We start from the raw sequence: 18,666 nt of genomic DNA, 5'->3' as shown, positions 1-18,666 counted from the left end.
ATGACACCCACTGATCGCCTCGCCCCCCTAAGCTGGACAGAATTGGAGGCACTCACAGACTTTCAAGTCGATCGCACCAACGGCCCCACCAACGCTCAATCCCGCTTGCGCCTCTTCGGAAAAACCGAATCCGATGTGCGAGTCACCCTCTACCGCGATCACCATGCTTGGTGTCCCTACTGTCAAAAAATCTGGTTGTGGCTGGAAGAAAAACAAATTCCCTACCGTATTGACAAAGTTACCATGTTCTGCTATGGGGAAAAAGAAAACTGGTACAAGCGCAAAGTACCATCGGGAATGTTACCCGCGATCGAACTAGACGGCCGCATCATCACCGAAAGCGATGACATTTTAATCGCTCTCGAACAAGTCTTCGGCCCCTTGAGTTTGGGCATGAAAGACCCGAAAGTCCTTCCGCTGCGGCGACTAGAGCGACTGCTGTTTAGAGCTTGGTGCTCTTGGCTGTGCTACCCAGCAAGTTCAACCGCAATAGAACAGCACAACCGCAACCAATTTATCAGCGTCGTCGCCGAAGTGGAAGCAGCCCTCGCCAGCACTCCAGGGCCTTATTTCCTCGCTGAATTTGGCACTGCGGATGTTATATTTACGCCCTACGTCGAACGGATGAATGCCAGTCTTTACTACTACAAAGGCTACTCGATGCGGGAAGAAAACCCGCGCTTTGCAGACTGGTTTGCCGCGATGGAAAGCCGCCCCACCTATCGCGGTACTCAAAGCGACTTTCATACTCATGTACACGATTTACCGCCTCAAATGGGCGGCTGTTATGAAAACGGCGAACCACAAATGTTACTCAACAAAGCCCGCGTGGATAATGGGCCTTGGGCCCGATTACCGGATGTGATGTATCCAGAACCGGAAACCTCCCGCGCTGAAGCTCTTCACCGCGTCATTAAGCATCAGCGCAACATTATTAAAGTCAATCCTGCGGATGACAACTTATTCGATGAGGCTCTGCGTTGTGCTTTAACTTTGATGATGACTGGGGAAGTTTGTAAACCGCCGGCTGGTTCCGATGTGGCTTTGCGCTATTTGCGCGATCGGGTAAATGTCCCCAGGGATATGTCGATTTACGCGGCGAAGCGGCTGAGGGAAGCTTTGGAGGAAACTGCGGCCCTGGTGGGTGAGGGCCAAGGCGATCCGATTCTGTTGAAGCACCGGCGGGATCAAGATCCGGCTAATTTTGTCTAGGGAGAGTTTGGTGGATTCGATCCAAGATTTCTACAAACTCTCAGGTGCGATCGGGCGAATGCTCCTACCGCGAAACAGGCGGCGGCAAAACATCAGCCTTATTTTCTATTTCCCCTTCTGCCAAAATCGGCTCTAAAGCCGGATCGGGAATCGGTACTTTCTCGACTACTTGATGCTTTTCTAAAGTTAGGCCAGACTGCGATGAACCAGACAATCTTTTTAACAATTTCGGTGTCGGATCGTACAGCAAATAAATAATTCGATCGCCCGTTTGCCAAGTTTGGGCGGCCGACACTACTTGCAAGTATCCCTGTCTTTCCAGTAGCAGCGGAGTCAACTCCCCGGCTTTCACCAAAGCTTGCAAGTGAGCAATCTGAAACTGCAATCCCGCACTTTTTAACTCGGTTTCCCCCAATTTTACTTCGCCGTTGTTTAAGTATTCATTCCAATCCTTCAGCGACAAATCGGAGACAAAGGCTTGATTGATTTTACTCTGACTTGCCGGCGCATTTGCTTGCGGGTCTTTGGGGAATATTGCCAAAACTCTCGGCGGTGTAAATTCCTCGGCTGCTCGTTGAGCTAACACTAAGTTTACCTCACCGTTGTTAGTCATTGCCAAAAAAGTTCCCATCGAATCAAGCCCGGCTTCTTCTAAAATGCTGTGATCGAGAGCACTGCTCAAGAACACGCGCAAACCTTCTCTTTCTGCTTGTTTGCAAGATTCCGGGTTGGTGTCGATAATTGCTACAGATTCTCCGCGTTCTTGAAACAAGCGAGCAATTAATCTGCTCAAAGGATTTGACCCCACAATCACGGCACCCGTTGCCGATTTTAAGGTGATGTCCAACATTTTAGCGATCGGGCCCGCTGTCAATCCCTGCAAAAAAACTGTGATAATGATTGTTAGGAACACTAAGGCTTTAATTGAGTCGCCACCGGTGATTCCTCGCTGGGTGAGTAAAATTGCAAATAAAGATGCGATCGAAGCTGAAATAATTCCCCTCGGCGCTACCCAGGAAGCAAATAATTTCTGCCTCCAGTTTAGCTCGCTGTTGATCGTGCAAACCCAAATGTTGATCGGTCTGACTATCCACATTAAAGCTAAAACTGTGAATAAACTTCCCCAACCGAGGGCGACCACACTAGCAAGGGATAAATCTGCCGCCAGCAGCACGAACAGCACGGATATAGCAAGGACTGTGAGCTGACCTTTAAACCTCCTCAGCAGTCTTTCTTCGGGGACTGAAGCGGCTCTGAGCACTATGCCCGAGAGTACCGTTGCCATCAATCCCGATTCGCTGCATATTTGTTCTGCAATGGCGAAAAATCCCCACAAACCGGCTAAAACTACTAAATTTTTGAGGTCTTCTGACAGGAATTTCGATCGCTTGAGAATGAGTCCCAGCAGCCAACCTCCGGTAACTCCGATGACAGTGCCAATACCCAGCCGCACCATTAAATCTCTGAACAAAATCAGCAAGTCTGTATTGCCGTTTAAAACCACATTCAGTACCAATACTGCCAAAATGGCTCCAACGGGATCTACTAACACACCTTCGCCTTCTAGCAAGGCGGCGACTTTTTTGTCAACGGATACTTGTTTAAGCAAAGGGCCGATGACTGTCGGACCTGTGACGACTACTAGAGAAGCATACAGAAAGGCGATCGGCCAGGGAAATTCCCCCAACCAGTGTGCTGCCATTCCGCCGCCAATTAGTGTAATTAAAGTCCCGAAAGTAACTAAATTGCGAATGCTGCCAGAAACTTTGCCCAAGTCTCGCAATTCCAAATTCAAGCCGCCTTCAAACAGAATTAAGGCTACGCAAAGGGATACCATAACTTCCAAACCGCTGCCCAACAGACTCGGGTGCAGCAGTCCCAAGCAGTCTGGGCCGGCTAAAATGCCGAACAGCAGCAAAAACACGATCGCCGGAACTTTCAGATAAGCGGCCAGAACTTGAGCGCTGATGCCACAGATGACGGTCATGACCATCAACAGGGTGATGCTAAAGGAGATTTCCATAGATACAATTGTTAAAGGCTGCCCGCTCTGTTTTCAAAGTTCGATCGCGGGTAATGTGACTGCAGGCGCTATATTTGGCGCTGATACAAACTCGGCACTGCCCCAGATTTTTGCCAATAAGATTAAAAAACCTTAATATTGCCTATAACTTTATCAGATAACTCTCTTAGCGTCAAAGATGGGAGTATCCCGTTTTGAAAGTAGACGCCCAAAGGCTTAAGGCTGAACGCTTTTAGACCTGATGGCTAGAATCTGCTCATCATAAATTTGGGCAAATATTTGCTCGTTGCTGTCGGTTATTAATTGCCAATCAGTACCTAGCACAAATAAGGTTGGTTTGCGGTGAGGACTTGGCTTGTCTTAAAAAACAGGGATGCTCTGTGTTTTGTAAAAAGCCTTTTTTGAGTGCTGTTCTCAAAGAGCTGATACAATTAAGCGGTGGACAGCTTTTATGCAGCAACAAAACCGAGATGCTCTCTAAAAACTTTGACGGCTTAAGTCGGAACGCTCGAACCCATCGCAGTCATTTTACCTGACTAATATTACTTGCCGTCACAACTGGCATTCTGCCATTGGCGAAGCAACCGATAGCTGTGCTGAAAAAACAATTTTTTCAGCCAATCTCAAGCCTGACTTTGGTTTAGTGCGGTTCGAGAAAACTTACAGGTACTTATCAGTATAATCCAAGTTTTTGAGAGGGTAGATTAAAACTGAGATATTGCATCTGTGGCAAAAACTTGGTTTCTGACCGCAAATTTATACTATTTATAAAAAAGCTGGCTGCAAGAGAATTTTTGAGTTTGTTTCGTCTACCCAATGTGTAAGGTGCGTCGCACGATATATCTGGCGTGAAATGCTCTGAATTGTTCTCGTGCGACGCACCCTACAACTACTGTGGCAGGATTTTGGAAAAATGGTATTAGCATGACAACCTATATCTCTCGTTCAGAAACCCGGTTTTTAAGAGATTCCATACGAAGGGTGCTCTTCTGTCAGTTTTAACTGAGAGAAGAGCACCATTTTCAATAAGCTTTTTATGGACGGGAAGGATACCCATCCCACAAGAAATTCACTCTTTGTGGAACGGGCTTCTAGCCCTTTGCTGACAATGGTGCAAGATATCAGTTAAAACCACAATTTTTGTCGAAGCTCGGCAATAACAGCCGGATAAATTTATTTTTACAGCCAATCTCAGGCTTTGTTTTGTTGTGCAAAAGCGCGATCGAATTTGCCGACATCTCTACAATTGCAAATTATTGTCTTTAGGTACAGAAGTTGTTGTAAACTTTTGAGTGTGTTGTCCTAAAACAAAGGTATAAACTTGACTTTGTGGCCAAATTAAGGCAGTATATTGACTGGCGCCAGCTTGATAACGATGGGTCGCTAATTGTTTTTTTGCAGGGGAGATTGTGCAAGTGAACTTCGATCGCATAGAACCGAGTCCCGGTCAAGAGTCTGTTTGGGATTACCCGCGTCCGCCTCGCCTAGAACAATCGACAAAACACGTAAAGATTGTTTTTAATCAAGTGACGATCGCCGACACGCGACGTGCTCAGCGGGTGTTAGAGACAAGTCATCCTCCTTACTACTATATCTCTCCTGAAGACATTCAAATGCAATATTTGCACAAAAGTTCACGGGGTTCGTGGTGCGAGTGGAAGGGACAAGCCGGTTATTACACTGTGACGGTGGGAGAAAAAGAAGTAGCGGATGCCGCTTGGTTTTATCCGAATCCCGTACCAGCCTTTGAGGCTATTAGAGATTATGTGGCTTTTTATCCGAGGCTGATGGATGCTTGTTATGTGGATGGGGAGTTAGTGCAAGCTCAAGAAGGGATTTTTTACGGCGGTTGGATTACCAAAGATATTGTCGGCCCCTTTAAGGGAGGAATCGGAACTTGGGGCTGGTGATGGAAGTAGTTTTGAGTTTGGGTTGGGAGTGGAGGACTGGTGTATAAACCTGGTTTTTACTGAGATATTTCATCATTCGTGCGGAATCTGTACGGGCGGGTTCACCAATAGTTTGAAAGTTTGCAGATAAGTTAAATAAACTCGCCTTCCTCCACGAAAAATCCCTGACGGATATTGGTGCAATATCTCACTCAGTTTTGACGCAAAACCTGGTTACAGCTTGAACCCTGATTTAAAAACTCAGAAAATTAGCGGGTAACTCTGGAGGAAATCAATTCGCCCCTGGGGAGTTGGGAAGGTTGGGTTTGGATTGCGGGCCCTATTTCTAGGTTGTTAAGCTTGATTTGAGATTTACAATTGGGAATTGCGATGTTAGACCGGATCGAAGTTATTCAAGGTGATATTATCAAGCAAAAGGTGGATGCGATCGTCAATGCTGCCAACGAAAGTCTTTTGGGAGGAGGGGGTGTTGACGGCGCAATTCACCGGGCGGCCGGGCCTGGTTTGCTTGAAGAGTGCAGAATATTGAAGGGCTGTGCGACTGGTGAGGCTAAAATCACCGGCGGTTACAATCTCCCTTGTCCCTGGGTAATTCACACCGTCGGCCCCGTTTGGAGAAATGGCATTTGTGGGGAAGATGAATTGCTGGCTTCTTGTTACCGGAACAGTTTGATGTTGGCTCAAGAACATCAAATCCGTACAATTGCTTTTCCGGCTATCAGCACGGGTGTGTTTCGTTTCCCCATCGACCGCGCCGCCCAAATTGCTGTCTCTGAAATTAAGCTGTTTCTCCGTAATAGCTCGATCGACCAAGTGATGCTTGTTTGTTTCGAGCGATCGACCTATGAAGTTTATTTAAATGTCGTGGAGTAAATATTTGAATTCGAGCTAAATTTTATATTTTCCAGCCGTTGTCGAGAATGCGGTTAATATTTCAGATTTAAATTAACAGTTAAATACGCTCGATAATTCAACTATTCTACAATTATATGAATAGGAATCCAGCCAACAACTTACTTCTCAAATATACCCACAGCTCTTTTTTGATTGTGATTTACACTACAATCAATTATAATATCTTCAGTTAATCTCATAAAATAGTGGACAATAGGTTTGTTGCTACTATATAGTTGATTTTGGGTATGCACTGTGTTTGCTAAATTTATCGCACCATCTATAGAACCTGAAAAACCACCTAAAACTTTATCTTTAGAGTCTACTCTTAAAGAACTGGCTGTATTTGATGTTCAGGTTGAAGCTTCATGTCTTGCCAAAGATGTAGCTCGGCTATTTCAAGCTCATCCGCTGCTTCCGGGAGTTATCTTGAACGTAAGTGGCACATTTTTAGGGATGATATCGCGCCAGAGATTTATGGAACGCATGAGCCGGCCTTACGGAGTAGATATATTTGCTTGCAGACCAATTCAGGCTTTGTATCAAATAACTCAAACGGATATTTTGATTTTACCAGGAGTAGCCTTAATTGTCATGGCAGCTCAGCGAGCTGTGCAGAGACAGCCGGAAGAGCTTTACGAGCCGATTGTCGTGCAGTTAGAACCTGAAGTTTACCGCCTGCTAGACGTACATCAAGTGTTACTAGCTTTATCTCAAATTCACCAACAAGCTACTTGGTATATTAGCGAACTTTACTACAATTTATCGGTCACGCAATCCGAGTTGGAAGCAGCCAATTCTCAATTAACTGCGGCTAATTCGGAATTGTACCGCCTCGCTCATTCAGATGGTTTAACTCAGGTGGCCAACCGACGCTGTTTTAATGAATACTTAGAAAAAGAATGGCAAAAATTGGGAGAAGCAGCAGCAGAAATATCTTTAATTTTGTGCGACATTGACTTTTTCAAGAAATACAACGATACTTACGGACATCAGGCGGGAGACGCTTGTTTGCAACAGGTAGCCAAAACTATTGTTGAGGCGGTAAAGTCCTCAGCAGGCAAAGTTTTGCGAGAGACTCTGGTAGCTCGTTACGGAGGTGAAGAATTTGCAGTAATTTTACCTGAAGCTTCAGCGGATATGGCTGTCTCAGTGGCAGAGAAAATTCGAGCCAGGGTGAAAAAACTTGAAATTGAAAATATCAAATCGCCGTTGTCTTCTTGTGTTACACTGAGTTTAGGAGTGGCGAGTACGGTGCCTAGACCGGAAATTTCACAAAAAGATTTGATTGCAGCAGCAGACAGTGCGCTTTATGAAGCTAAAGACAGAGGGCGCGATCGAGTAATTTTAGGTAATATCGAACTGGATTCAGTAAATGAGTCCGAAAAATTGCTTGGTTGACGATCGCAAATTTACATCCGGGCGCGCAGGGCCGTCCAGTGCCTATCCGAAGATTCATAAATCCTCAAACCCTCCAAACCGACAGTTTCGCTCATTGTCTGTATTTCATTGAGAGTAAAAGCAGCTTGCAGGGAATCACTGAATAACTGTTTTTGATGGGAGTTGCAATCTCCGGTGTACATCTCGACTAAATTATCCCTGATTGCCACATTTTCGGGTCTGAGTAAATCCCGTAAAAATATTGCTCCGTTCGGTTTTAAGACTCGTTTGACTTCGGACAAAAACGGCAGCGGATCGGGCAAATGGTGGATAATACTGTTAGAAATCAGCATATCAAAAGAACTGTCTGGATAGGGCATAGCTTTAGCATCGATCTGTTCGAGCTGAATTTGCTCCCGAAGATTCGCCTCGCACACATTTTCCCGTCCTAATTTCAGCATATTTGCCGACAAATCGATGCAAGTAAACTCCCAATCCGGACGCATCCGAGCAATGGCGATCGGGATTCTCGCCGTACCAGTCCCAGCATCTAAGATTTTCCCAGACATCGGCCCGAGTTCGATCGCACTTTTAGCAAAAGCCGCATTCACCTCAGTAAAATCCATCGAGTCATACTCAACAGCTTCTTCCCAAGAATCCATAACCTCCGGCTCTAGAACGCGCTGCATAAAACTTGTCCTGCTGTCTGACATTTCCAGATCCGAACCGAGCTTCGCCTGCAAAATCTCGACTAACTCTGGTTGCATATACTCATAATTATCGGCGATTTGCAGACAAATAACTTTTTTGCCTTTAAGACTTTCAGGAAATTTGCTGGCAAGTCGATCGGCGTGCTTCTTCTCCATCACAAATATCAAATCCGCCCAACCCAGCAAACCCTCAGTCACTCTAATTCTGGCACTTTTTTCCGTTCCAGCCGATCGCACACTCAAGCCGCTAACATTCTCGCATATCTTCTGTGCAGTCAAACTTCTCCACTTGTTTTGGCTGCACACAAACAATATCTTGGTATTATCCACAAATTTAAAAAGCAAAATTCCATCTGATCTGCGTCAATCCGCGTCAATCCGCCTGCATCTGCGGTTAAAAATCCTCATCCAAATTCCCTCCACCGCACCTTCTATATCACAAAAAATATATTTTGTCAAATCAGCCTAAATTTTCGTTACAATTGTTAAACTACTAAATGCGTATTTTGCATATTAGAGTTGTATTTGTTGCATTAGTTGAGTTTGTTTATTCTCCGATTTTAAAAGCTTTCAGCGTCCAAGTACAAAAAATAGTCATAGCACCCCTTGAGTATCAGAATTGTATAATAGCTCAAACGTCGCAAATTCGTCAAGTAAATGAGAATGGAATCAATAGTGAAGGGGGCCTATTTTGGGGGTTTTCCGGGAATTGATTGAACATTTAAAACAAAATTAGTTTTTTGATTATTTTTGGTTATTTAACTGGCTTGAGTTGTCTCGATCGCCCTTGGGCCCTCAAAAATAGAAATAGGCTCGCTCTCTGCTATAATTTAGTTAAGCGAAGTCGTTATGAGTTTGAATAAACAGCTGTGACCAACGAAACTGTAGAAAACCTAGTGATTATCGGCTCAGGCCCAGCAGGCTACACCGCAGCCATCTACGCCGGGAGAGCCAACCTGAAACCCGTAGTCTTTGAAGGCTACCAAATGGGAGGCATTCCCGGCGGTCAACTGATGACCACTACAGAAGTCGAAAACTTCCCCGGCTTTCCCGAAGGCATCACCGGGCCGCAACTGATGGATCGGATGAAAGCTCAAGCAGTGCGGTGGGGTGCCGAATTATACACCGAAGATGTAATTTCAGTGGATTTAACGAATCGTCCGTTTACAGTGCGATCGGAAGACCGAGAAATTAAAACCCACACGATAGTAATCGCTACAGGCGCAACAGCAAAAAGGTTGGGTCTGCCTAGCGAAAAAGTATTTTGGAGTCACGGCATTTCGGCCTGTGCGATTTGTGACGGCGCTACCCCAATTTTTAAAGGAGTTGATTTAGCAGTCATCGGCGCGGGCGATACTGCGGCCGAAGAATCTATTTATTTGACAAAATACGGCTCCCACGTAAATATGCTGGTGCGGCGCGATCGGATGCGCGCCAGCAAAGCTATGCAAGACCGAGTGCTGAGCAATCCCAAAATCACCGTGCACTGGAACACCGAAGCTGTAGATGTTTTGGGAGTGCCCGGAAGCAAAATGGATGGGGTGAGAATTAGAAATATCGAGACTGGCGCCGAAACAGATTTGCAGGTGAAGGGATTGTTTTACGCGATCGGTCACACTCCCAACACTCAACTGTTCCAAGGTCAGCTAGAACTCGACGAAGTAGGTTATATCGCTACCAAACACGGCACGGTAGAAACTAGCGTCGAGGGAGTTTACGCCGTGGGCGACGTGCAAGACCACGAGTTTCGCCAAGCCATTACCGCAGCAGGTAGCGGCTGCATGGGGGCGATGCTGGCAGAACGTTGGCTCTCAGTTAACGCTTTAACCCAGGAATTCCATCAAACCGAGGAATCCGAGTCGCCGACCTCGGTACCGGAAGCTCCAAAAGTCCGCAAAACCGATGAGAATTTTGAGATCGAAGACACGCGCCATGAAGGAGGTTATGCTTTGCGGAAGCTGTTCCACGATAGCGATCGACTAATTGTGGTCAAATACTCCGCTCCGACTTGCGGCCCTTGTCACAGTCTCAAGCCGATTTTGAGCAAAGTAGTAGATGAGTTCGATGGCAAAATTCACTATGTGGAAATCGACATCGAAGCAGATCCAGAAATTGCTGAAAATGCTGGCGTGACTGGTACGCCGACGATTCAGTATTTCAAAGACAAAGAATTGGTAGTCGAACTCAAAGGAGTTAAGCCAAAAAGTCAGTACCGCGAGTTAATTGCCAGCAATTTGTAGGAATGCAAATTAGCGAAGAGTTTTTAACCGCAGATATCAGCGGATGAACACGGATGAACGCTGATGTAATCCGCTCTGCGTGTATCTGCGTTCATCAGCGGTTAAAAAGTCTTCCTATGGTTTTTGGTAAATGTTGATATGCTGTTGAAAACTAATTTGACGCACTAACGATCGATTATGACCCAAAGCCGCCTCCGACTACCGAAATTTCTCAATCTTGCCTCAAAGTCAAGCCTGTCAATGAAAATGATGTGGGCGGGTTTGACAATAACTGCCGTGTTTGTGTTGGTAGCCATCTTGTCTCCAACTATGCAAGCTTGGGGATGGCTGCAAAATCCTACGGATGCTTTGATCAATCCGATTCACGAACCGCCATCGGCGAATTATTGGTTTGGTACCAGCCGCAGCGGCTACGATGTTTTTTCCCGGACGCTGTTTGCTTCTCGGGCTGCTTGGCAAGTGGTGATTTTAGCCACAGCTTTGAGTTTGTTTATCGGCGTACCGCTAGGTTTGCTTAGCGGTTACTTGGGCGGTAAGTTCGATCGAGTGCTGTTATTTTTAATGGACACAATTTATACTTTGCCGGGGCTGCTGCTTTCCTTGACACTGGCCTTTGTAGTTGGAAGAGGAATATTCAACGCTGCGATCGCCCTGAGCATTTCCTACATCCCTCAATACTACCGAGTCGTCAGGAATCACACCGCCAGCGTCAAAACCGAATTATTTGTCGAAGCCGCGCGAGCAATGGGTGCCGACACTTGGACAGTGCTTTCGCGCTACCTGTTTCTGAACGTGATTGGGAGCGTACCGGTGCTGTTTGCGCTCAACGCCGCCGATGCCATTTTAACATTAGGAGGCTTAGGATTTCTCGGATTAGGACTTCCCGAACAAACTCCAGAATGGGGACACGACTTGCGTTTAGCTTTGGATGCGTTACCTACGGGAATTTGGTGGACAGCTTTGTTTCCCGGTTTGGCGATGACTTTAATGGTAGTGGGACTATCTTTAGTGGGGGAAGGATTAAACGAATTTGTGAACCCTCGCCTGCGGAATCAGCAGTAATTGGTCTCGCCGTCAAATTAAGTTCTCCGTCAGGACTTTAGTTTTTTCTTCTTCTCTTTTCTTCCTTCGCGCACTTCGCGTCTTCGCGGTTCGTTAAAAGAGAAATTAGGATAGAAAAAACCGAGATTATAATTGAGGAGGTGAAATCATGAAAAATATTCCCCGTATAGAATATCTCAAAGTCCAAAATTACCGTGCTTTGCACAATCTAGAACTCAAAAACCTCACCCCCTTAACTGTCTTCTTAGGCCCCAACGGTAGCGGAAAGTCAACTATTTTCGATGTTTTCGCTTTCCTATCCGAATGTTTCACCGAAAGCCTCAGAAAAGCCTGGGATAGACGGGGCAGATTTCGAGAATTACGCACCAGAGACAGCGAAGGCTGCATTATCATTGAATTAAAATATCGAGAGACATCCGACTCGCCTTTAATTACCTATCATCTGGCTATAGATGAAGAAAATAATCGTCCCTTTATTGCTGAAGAATGGTTGCATTGGCGACGCGGAAAATCTGGAAGAGGAAAACCCTTTCGTTTTTTAGACTTCAAAAAAGGGGAAGGACAAGTCATTAGTGGCGAAAGTCCTGATGAAGAAGGTGAAAGGATCACCGAACAACTAGCATCATCTGAATTATTAGCCGTAAATACATTAGGACAATTTACCAAACATCCCCGTGTTAGTGCTTTAAGACGCTTTATTACAGGCTGGTATTTATCATATTTAACCGCCGATCATACCCGCAGCCTTCCCGAAGCAGGTGCACAGGAAAGATTATCTCCCACGGGTGACAATTTACCCAATGTTATCCAATACCTAAAAGAACAACATCCCCAACGGTTAGAACAAATACTAAAAACCCTTTCCGTTCGTATTCCACGCCTCGAAAAAGTCGAAGCCTCAATCATGCAGGATGGCAGACTTTTGTTGGAAATTAAAGATGCTCCTTTTACTCATCCAATTCTGGCAAAATTTGCCTCTGATGGTACGTTAAAGCTCTTAGCTTATTTGATAGTATTATTTGACCCAAATCCCCCGCAATTAGTTGGAATAGAAGAACCAGAAAATCATTTACATCCGCGATTATTACCTCAGCTTGCAGAAGAATGTCGTTCGGCTTCTGCGAATACTCAATTAATGGTGACAACGCATTCTCCCTTTTTTGTGGATAGTTTGAAGCCAGAGGAATTATGGGTATTATATCGAGATGAGAAAGGTTTTACTCAAGCAAAAAGAACCGCAGATATGCAGGGAGTAAAAAAATTTATGGAACACGGTGCATTACTGGGTTCGCTGTGGATGGAAGATTTCTTTGATGTGGGAAATCCGCTTAAAAATGCGGGTGCACCGCAATGATTTTAAACTTAAAATAAAGAGAAGGTGAGCATTTTGCATCTTGAGTTTTTAGTGGAAGAAGCCTCCCTAGAATCAGCTTTGACCCAGCTTTTGCCGAAAATATTGCCATCGACTGTTAGCTGTAAGATTCATGCTTTTCGAGGAAAACCAGATTTACTTGCTAAAGTGCCTAATCGTTTGAAAGGTTATCAAGCATGGCTTCCCCCGGATTGGAAAATTGTTATTTTAATAGATGAAGATCGAGAAGATTGTCTTAAATTAAAAAAACAACTAGAAGATATAGCAATATTAGCCGGATTAATCACTAAATCTTCCTGTCAAAAAGATAAATCATTTCAAGTCTTAAATCGAATTGTGGTAGAAGAATTAGAAGCATGGTTTTTTGGAGACGTTCCAGCAATTCGCCAAGCTTATCCTAAAGTCTCTGCCAATATAGCTAATCAACAACCGTATCGCGACCCCGATGCTATTAAAGGGGGTACATGGGAGGCTTTGGAAAGAGTCCTGAAAAAAGCTGGATATCATCCGGGAGGACTAGAAAAATATAAAGCCTCTAGCGAAATTTCTAAATATATGAATCCTAAATCAAATCGCTCTAAAAGCTTCAAAGTCTTTTATCAAGGTTTATTAGAAATCATCAATAGTAAGCAGGTATAATCAACTTTATAGACAAATTTCGCTCTCGTCATTGCTGAGCTAGCAGCGCGATCGATGATTTAGAGATCAAACCTAGAACCGCGCTTTCGGACGATACGCTGTAAATAAATGTAACAAAACTTTGAGCGATCGCACCAGCGTCCTACCGCTCCACATCTTTAAGCGCATTCTGCAGCTTGTGCCTTCTCCAACAATAGCAAGCACATCGCTAACTGGGTAAATTTTCCTTTTCTTGCAGAGTTATCATCTGCCGACAGTTGCACCAACGCCCCATGCGGCTTTTGTTCTGTCTGCTTAAAATTATCCGCACAACGCCAGTAATTTCACCTAAAATTGATTTAGTTGCTTTATCAAAGCTTCACACTGTTACGATATATTGAAAGGAACCATGAAGTTGTTCCTCCGGGAAATAGCCAATTGTGTTGCCTGTCAAAACTCGCGATCGCCCGAGTGCGAGCCCAAAGCCAGAAAACTTGAGAGAAGTTTGCGGTCGCCAGTTGCGCGGCGGGTTGACTATGAGTAGAATTTATCCGGGTGGTTTTGCCACTGACGGCGACAAACTCGTGTCGAACTGCTTAAATGAGAAGGTGACGTTAAGAACTTAATGTGATTTAACGTCATAATTAAACCCAATTTCTGGGATTTGAGCTAACTTAACAATGAACGCCCCTGTTGCACTACTAAACCCGCAACGCTTCATTTGGGGAAATAGTCGGTTTCTAATCTAGAGTTGCCGATTTACAACTAAAGCTCGCAAGCTTTATTCGATCGCAGATTGCGTATGATTCAATTCAGGGAAACAGGGTAATGATGGGTGCATCTACACCGATTTTATTGGTCTCAATTCCGGCAAGTCAAACATTGTCTGCTCATTGTCTGGCAGACTGCGCTGCAGCCGTTAACCCACACAGGCGCCGAAAACAGCGCCGTTCGACCGTACCCAAGTTTTTATGGGCCGTTCTCAGGCTTTAGCTGGAGCGGCCATGAGTCACTATTGTCAAGCTAAGCTGACAAAGTTTTCCGAGTTCTTGACAAAAAACGGAAAATAGCTTCCATTTTTTGTGAGAACGGCTACAATCGGAAGGGACTTTGTAAGATCCGATTCTCACCATTTGATGCTTCGACTCTAAGAGTGTTGCGATTGAAGCAGCAGACTCACATCCAAGATGGCGAAAATTCGCCGTGCAACTGTGATGTCTTATGACAAAATCGTCACTCGCACGCAGCAGGTAAATCAAAAGTTCGACACCTCAAACACAAAAGTTAGAGGGTTCGGTGCCAGAAAACTGTTACTGGTAAAAGATCGAAAGTCCCGCGTAAAAAAGCCAGTATTTTGACGTGCGATCGATCGGATATCTAAGTTCGTTTCTCTGGGTAAGATATCCAGATGATGCGATTTATCGATGCGAAAGAAAAAGCCACACCCTCAATCTAGGTCGCGAAATTAAAAATCTGCGATTATTGAATGTACTCGGTGCTTCTTTCCACCAAAAGTCGAAATTTGACTTGTAAAACTGGTGCAGTTTCGGTCACTGCTTCATTTGGCAGACCGAAAATTCCACTATTTTTTCTGGCAGAAATGTCAAGACTGGCTAATTTGTCTAAACTACAAACAGACACTATTCCACTGTTATTTATTCATTCTTTAATTCAGGAGCATGAGGAAGGCGGCATGATCCAGGCTAATACCGTACTCGAAACCAAAATCACACCAGAAATGGAAACAATCGATTTGCTTCGGAACGCCAAAAGCGTTCTACCCGAAAGCGAGTTGGAACTGTTTATCGACGAAGATGACGATCGAGAAGATTTTCTAGACAACCCATCAGAGGAAGACGACACTAAAGCTGGCAAAGCCGCCAAAGCCCGCCGCCGGGTGCAGGCAAAGAAAAAGCACTATACAGAAGACTCTATTCGTCTTTACCTCCAAGAAATCGGTCGAATTAGACTGCTGCGAGCTGACGAAGAGATTGAACTCGCCCGCAAGATTGCCGATTTGCTGGAATTAGAGCGAGTTAGAGAACAGCTGCTCGAAGAGTTAGACCGCGAACCCAAAGACAACGAGTGGGCTAATGCTGTGGATATGGCACTGCCGGCGTTCCGTCACCGACTCCACGTCGGTCGGCGGGCCAAGGAGAAGATGGTGCAATCAAACCTGCGTTTGGTGGTGTCGATCGCCAAAAAGTACATGAACCGCGGTTTGTCTTTCCAAGATTTGATTCAGGAAGGCTCTTTGGGTCTGATCCGAGCTGCGGAAAAATTCGATCACGAAAAAGGCTACAAATTTTCCACCTATGCAACTTGGTGGATACGTCAAGCCATCACCAGAGCAATTGCCGACCAATCCCGGACTATTCGCCTACCAGTTCACCTTTACGAAACCATCTCGCGGATCAAAAAAACTACCAAACTTCTGTCTCAGGAAATGGGCCGCAAGCCTACGGAAGAAGAAATCGCCACTAAGATGGAAATGACGATCGAGAAGTTGCGCTTCATTGCTAAATCCGCACAGTTGCCAATTTCTCTAGAAACTCCGATCGGCAAAGAGGAAGACTCGCGTCTGGGAGACTTTATTGAATCTGACGGAGAAACACCAGAAGATCAAGTCTCGAAAAACTTGCTAAGAGAAGATTTAGAAAGCGTTTTGGATACTCTCAGCCCCCGGGAGCGAGATGTGTTGCGCCTGCGTTACGGCTTAGATGACGGACGGATGAAGACATTAGAGGAAATCGGTCAAATCTTTAATGTCACTCGCGAGCGGATTCGTCAAATCGAGGCTAAAGCGCTGCGGAAGTTGCGCCATCCCAACCGCAATAGCATCTTAAAAGAATATATCCGCTAGAGTATTTGTCTGGCATCACCCAAAAGAATGATTCGCACTCTTGTGGGGGGCAACCCCCTGCCCCCAAAAGAGCGATACCTGTTAAAAACTTTTCGCCTAGCAGCAGGGGAGCAAGTCAGTATTTGCTGCGGGTAAATCCCGCTGCAAAAATTGCGCTGCTAAAAGCGCACGGGCAAAATTTTGGGAGTCCCGAAAGGAACTCCCAAGCTTTGCATTGTCTGAAAAATCTTAACTAGGGCTTACTGAAAAAGTCTTTTCGTTAAGGGTAGGAGTCAGAAGTCAGAAGTCGGAATTAGAGGAGGTAAGAAACTAGGGCTTGCTGAAAAAGTTTTTTCGTTAAGGGTAGGAGTCACGAGTCAGAAGTCCGAATTAGAGGAGGTAAGAATAGTCAGTAATCAAAGTTGGAATTGATTGACTTTTGATGGTTTCAAAGCTTATTCCTTGCACCTCCTACACTTGTGAACCCTCTCAATCCATTGATTGATCTAGGTTTTTGGTTAAATCAGCAAGCCCTAACTAATAATTTAGATTGAGTTGAAAAAAAGAATGGCTTGCTAATTGTGCAATCTCAAATCTCAAATCTTACTATAGTAGGCCCCAGAAGTGAAGTAGGCCTTGACCTGAAACCAATTCGATAATAACAGCGGCGGAGAAACCAATCATCGCGAAACGACCGTTCCAATTTTCAGCTCCTTCGCTGAAGCCCCAGTTCCAAGCGTTGCGTTTTTGTTGTTGCATAGTGCGAACTCCTTTGGTTAACTTTTGTCAGGCTTGTGTGAATAAATATAACAAGAAATTGAAAAAAGTGCAAGTGTGTGAATTCGGTGGCAAAGCTCGATCGACCTTAATAATTTTACCTAGCGAGGAAAAATAGCCAACTCGGTATCAGGGTCAAACAAGTGAATTTTGTCATGGGCGACGGCCAGCCAAAGTTCCTCGCCAACTCGGATCGATCGCTCTGCTGGAACCCGTACTTGCATCCGCACGGCCGGAGCATCAGTCAAACACACCCGCAAATAAGTTTCCGGTCCCAAAGCCTCCACAACTTCCACTTGTACAGACACATTTTTAGTAGCAGGAGGGTGAATGCTCAGATGTTCCGGTCGGATGCCCAAAATTAACTCTCGCCCGTCATATTGTTGTAAATTTTTTGCCCAAATATCCGGTAAAGTAAAGCGAAATTGCGGGTGAGAAATCAACAGCGGGGCTGTAAATTGCACCGCCAAAAAATTCATTGGTGGAGAACCAATAAACTCAGCCACAAATAGATTAGCCGGCTTGTTGTAAAGCTCCAGAGGTTGAGCGACTTGCTGAAGCTGGCCTGCATTCATAATAGCAATGCGATCGCCCATAGTCATCGCCTCAGTCTGGTCGTGAGTCACATAAATAGTCGTAGTTCCCAACTGTCGCTGCAACTGCACAATTTGCGATCTCGTTTGGGCCCTCAATTTCGCATCAAGATTCGATAGCGGTTCGTCCATCAAAAAAACTTCAGGATTTCGAGCCATCGCCCTACCCAAAGCTACCCGCTGCTTTTGTCCTCCCGAAAGTTGTTTCGGTAAGCGATTTAAAAGCGGTTCTATTTGCAATAATTTAGCTACATTCAGGACTCGGTTTTCTACTGCCTTTTCCCGTTCTGACCAATAACGCAAACCCCGAGGCAACTTGCGAGTAGCTCCCACTAAAAAATCTTCCCATACAGTGTATATTCGACCGTTATTTAAAGTATGCAAAGCTAAATAATCAATCACCTCTTTGACCTTATTTTTGATAGCTTCTCCCTGATCCCTGTCTCCTTTTTTTGTTTCTGTCGCTGCTTCCTTCTTACCTTTTCCTTCTTCCTTGTTCCTTGTTCCATCGGACTTCTTACCTATTCCGACTTGTATTTCTGTTCTTGTTTCTTGCGACTTACCTTTTTCTTCTGGCTGCTTGGGACTTGTATTTCTCTTCTGACTTTCCGAGCGGCGCAATCCAAAGGCGAGATTATCGTAAACAGTTAAGTGAGGATAGAGAGCATAATTTTGAAATACCATAGCAATATTTCGGTCTTTAGGAGGCAAATCGTTCAGCAGCCTACCGCCAATCCAAATATTCCCCGCTGTCAAAACTTCCAAACCGGCGATCGATCGTAACAAAGTGCTTTTTCCGCAGCCAGAAGGCCCAACCAGCACCATAAACTCCCCATCTTCGACCGTCAGGTTAATGCGCCGCAAAACTCTGTTAGACGAAGAGCTAGAGGCATCTGGCAAGACACTTTCTGCGACATTTTTTGCTAATTTTTCCGGTTCTCCTTGGCGGAGAGGAAAACTTTTGTAAATATTTTCTAATACAACTTGCGCCATCGAACAATTTTAGAATTGGGAATTGGGAATTGGGAATTGG

The 18,666-nt window shown here is 45.0% G+C and carries 15 protein-coding genes; 10 read left to right on the top strand and 5 right to left on the bottom strand.

Features of this window, described 5'->3' with window-relative positions; genetic code table 11:
- Positions 1-1,212 carry a glutathione S-transferase family protein gene (locus tag IQ270_RS06480; RefSeq protein WP_193972425.1) on the top strand — a complete coding sequence of 404 codons (1,212 nt, stop codon included), beginning with the start codon at positions 1-3 and terminating at the stop codon, positions 1,210-1,212.
- Between the two features lie 64 nt (positions 1,213-1,276).
- On the opposite strand, the gene IQ270_RS06475 is transcribed toward IQ270_RS06480, so the two are convergent.
- On the bottom strand, positions 1,277-3,235 hold the full coding sequence (locus IQ270_RS06475) for a sodium:proton antiporter (protein WP_193972424.1): 1,959 nt from the start codon (positions 3,233-3,235) through the stop codon (positions 1,277-1,279).
- Between the two features lie 1,415 nt (positions 3,236-4,650).
- Here IQ270_RS06475 and IQ270_RS06470 point away from each other — a divergent pair.
- The 3 genes from IQ270_RS06470 (at position 4,651) to IQ270_RS06460 (ending at position 7,440) form a co-directional block, all read left to right on the top strand.
- Complete coding sequence (locus tag IQ270_RS06470) at positions 4,651-5,145, top strand: DUF427 domain-containing protein (RefSeq protein WP_193972423.1); 495 nt, start codon at positions 4,651-4,653, stop codon at positions 5,143-5,145.
- Between the two features lie 369 nt (positions 5,146-5,514).
- The gene (locus IQ270_RS06465; RefSeq protein WP_193972422.1) at positions 5,515-6,018 is read left to right on the top strand and encodes an O-acetyl-ADP-ribose deacetylase; all 504 of its coding nucleotides are present in this window, start codon (positions 5,515-5,517) and stop codon (positions 6,016-6,018) included.
- 276 nt (positions 6,019-6,294) lie between these two features.
- Positions 6,295-7,440, top strand: a complete 1,146-nt coding sequence (locus tag IQ270_RS06460) for a GGDEF domain-containing protein (RefSeq protein WP_193972421.1) — start codon at positions 6,295-6,297, stop codon at positions 7,438-7,440.
- An 11-nt stretch (positions 7,441-7,451) separates the two neighbouring features.
- Here IQ270_RS06460 and IQ270_RS06455 read toward each other — a convergent pair whose 3' ends face one another.
- Positions 7,452-8,459 carry a methyltransferase domain-containing protein gene (locus IQ270_RS06455; protein ID WP_339384356.1) on the bottom strand — a complete coding sequence of 336 codons (1,008 nt, stop codon included), beginning with the start codon at positions 8,457-8,459 and terminating at the stop codon, positions 7,452-7,454.
- Positions 8,460-8,998: 539 nt separating this feature from the next.
- Here IQ270_RS06455 and trxB point away from each other — a divergent pair.
- From trxB to IQ270_RS06430, 5 genes are all read left to right on the top strand, one after another.
- Positions 8,999-10,369, top strand: a complete 1,371-nt coding sequence (gene trxB / locus IQ270_RS06450) for a thioredoxin-disulfide reductase (RefSeq protein ID WP_193972420.1) — start codon at positions 8,999-9,001, stop codon at positions 10,367-10,369.
- A 177-nt stretch (positions 10,370-10,546) separates the two neighbouring features.
- Complete coding sequence (locus IQ270_RS06445; RefSeq protein WP_193972419.1) at positions 10,547-11,431, top strand: ABC transporter permease; 885 nt, start codon at positions 10,547-10,549, stop codon at positions 11,429-11,431.
- Positions 11,432-11,579: 148 nt separating this feature from the next.
- The gene (locus IQ270_RS06440) at positions 11,580-12,785 is read left to right on the top strand and encodes an AAA family ATPase (protein WP_193972418.1); all 1,206 of its coding nucleotides are present in this window, start codon (positions 11,580-11,582) and stop codon (positions 12,783-12,785) included.
- A gap of 51 nt (positions 12,786-12,836) precedes the next feature.
- The gene (locus IQ270_RS06435) at positions 12,837-13,442 is read left to right on the top strand and encodes a DUF4276 family protein (RefSeq protein ID WP_368670090.1); all 606 of its coding nucleotides are present in this window, start codon (positions 12,837-12,839) and stop codon (positions 13,440-13,442) included.
- A 419-nt stretch (positions 13,443-13,861) separates the two neighbouring features.
- Positions 13,862-14,047, top strand: a complete 186-nt coding sequence (locus IQ270_RS06430; RefSeq protein WP_193972417.1) for a hypothetical protein — start codon at positions 13,862-13,864, stop codon at positions 14,045-14,047.
- An 853-nt stretch (positions 14,048-14,900) separates the two neighbouring features.
- Here IQ270_RS06430 and IQ270_RS06425 read toward each other — a convergent pair.
- Positions 14,901-15,062, bottom strand: a complete 162-nt coding sequence (locus IQ270_RS06425) for a hypothetical protein (RefSeq protein ID WP_193972416.1) — start codon at positions 15,060-15,062, stop codon at positions 14,901-14,903.
- Between the two features lie 52 nt (positions 15,063-15,114).
- On the opposite strand from IQ270_RS06425, the gene rpoD reads away from it, so the two are divergent.
- A complete protein-coding gene (gene rpoD, locus IQ270_RS06420) occupies positions 15,115-16,284 on the top strand; it encodes an RNA polymerase sigma factor RpoD (protein WP_193972415.1) in 1,170 nt (389 codons plus the stop codon).
- 585 nt (positions 16,285-16,869) lie between these two features.
- Here rpoD and IQ270_RS06415 read toward each other — a convergent pair.
- Both IQ270_RS06415 and IQ270_RS06410 read right to left on the bottom strand, forming a co-directional pair.
- On the bottom strand, positions 16,870-17,022 hold the full coding sequence (locus IQ270_RS06415) for a chlorophyll A-B binding protein (RefSeq protein ID WP_193972414.1): 153 nt from the start codon (positions 17,020-17,022) through the stop codon (positions 16,870-16,872).
- 119 nt (positions 17,023-17,141) lie between these two features.
- A complete protein-coding gene (locus IQ270_RS06410) occupies positions 17,142-18,626 on the bottom strand; it encodes an ABC transporter ATP-binding protein (protein ID WP_193972413.1) in 1,485 nt (494 codons plus the stop codon).
- Between the last annotated feature and the right edge of the window lie 40 nt (positions 18,627-18,666).

The organism is Microcoleus sp. LEGE 07076, assembly GCF_015207455.1.
GTDB lineage: Bacteria > Cyanobacteriota > Cyanobacteriia > Cyanobacteriales > Microcoleaceae > Microcoleus.
Note: the sequence above shows the minus strand (reverse complement) of the source record. Positions and strands in the feature narration are given on the sequence as shown.

Coding starts and splice junctions, on each gene's coding strand:
- IQ270_RS06480 (WP_193972425.1), top strand. CDS start 1: ATGACACCCACTGATCGCCTCGCCCCCCTAAGCTGGACAGAATTGGAG.
- IQ270_RS06475 (WP_193972424.1), bottom strand. CDS start 3,235: ATGGAAATCTCCTTTAGCATCACCCTGTTGATGGTCATGACCGTCATC.
- IQ270_RS06465 (WP_193972422.1), top strand. CDS start 5,515: ATGTTAGACCGGATCGAAGTTATTCAAGGTGATATTATCAAGCAAAAG.
- IQ270_RS06445 (WP_193972419.1), top strand. CDS start 10,547: ATGACCCAAAGCCGCCTCCGACTACCGAAATTTCTCAATCTTGCCTCA.
- IQ270_RS06440 (WP_193972418.1), top strand. CDS start 11,580: ATGAAAAATATTCCCCGTATAGAATATCTCAAAGTCCAAAATTACCGT.
- rpoD (WP_193972415.1), top strand. CDS start 15,115: ATGATCCAGGCTAATACCGTACTCGAAACCAAAATCACACCAGAAATG.
- IQ270_RS06415 (WP_193972414.1), bottom strand. CDS start 17,022: ATGCAACAACAAAAACGCAACGCTTGGAACTGGGGCTTCAGCGAAGGA.
- IQ270_RS06410 (WP_193972413.1), bottom strand. CDS start 18,626: ATGGCGCAAGTTGTATTAGAAAATATTTACAAAAGTTTTCCTCTCCGC.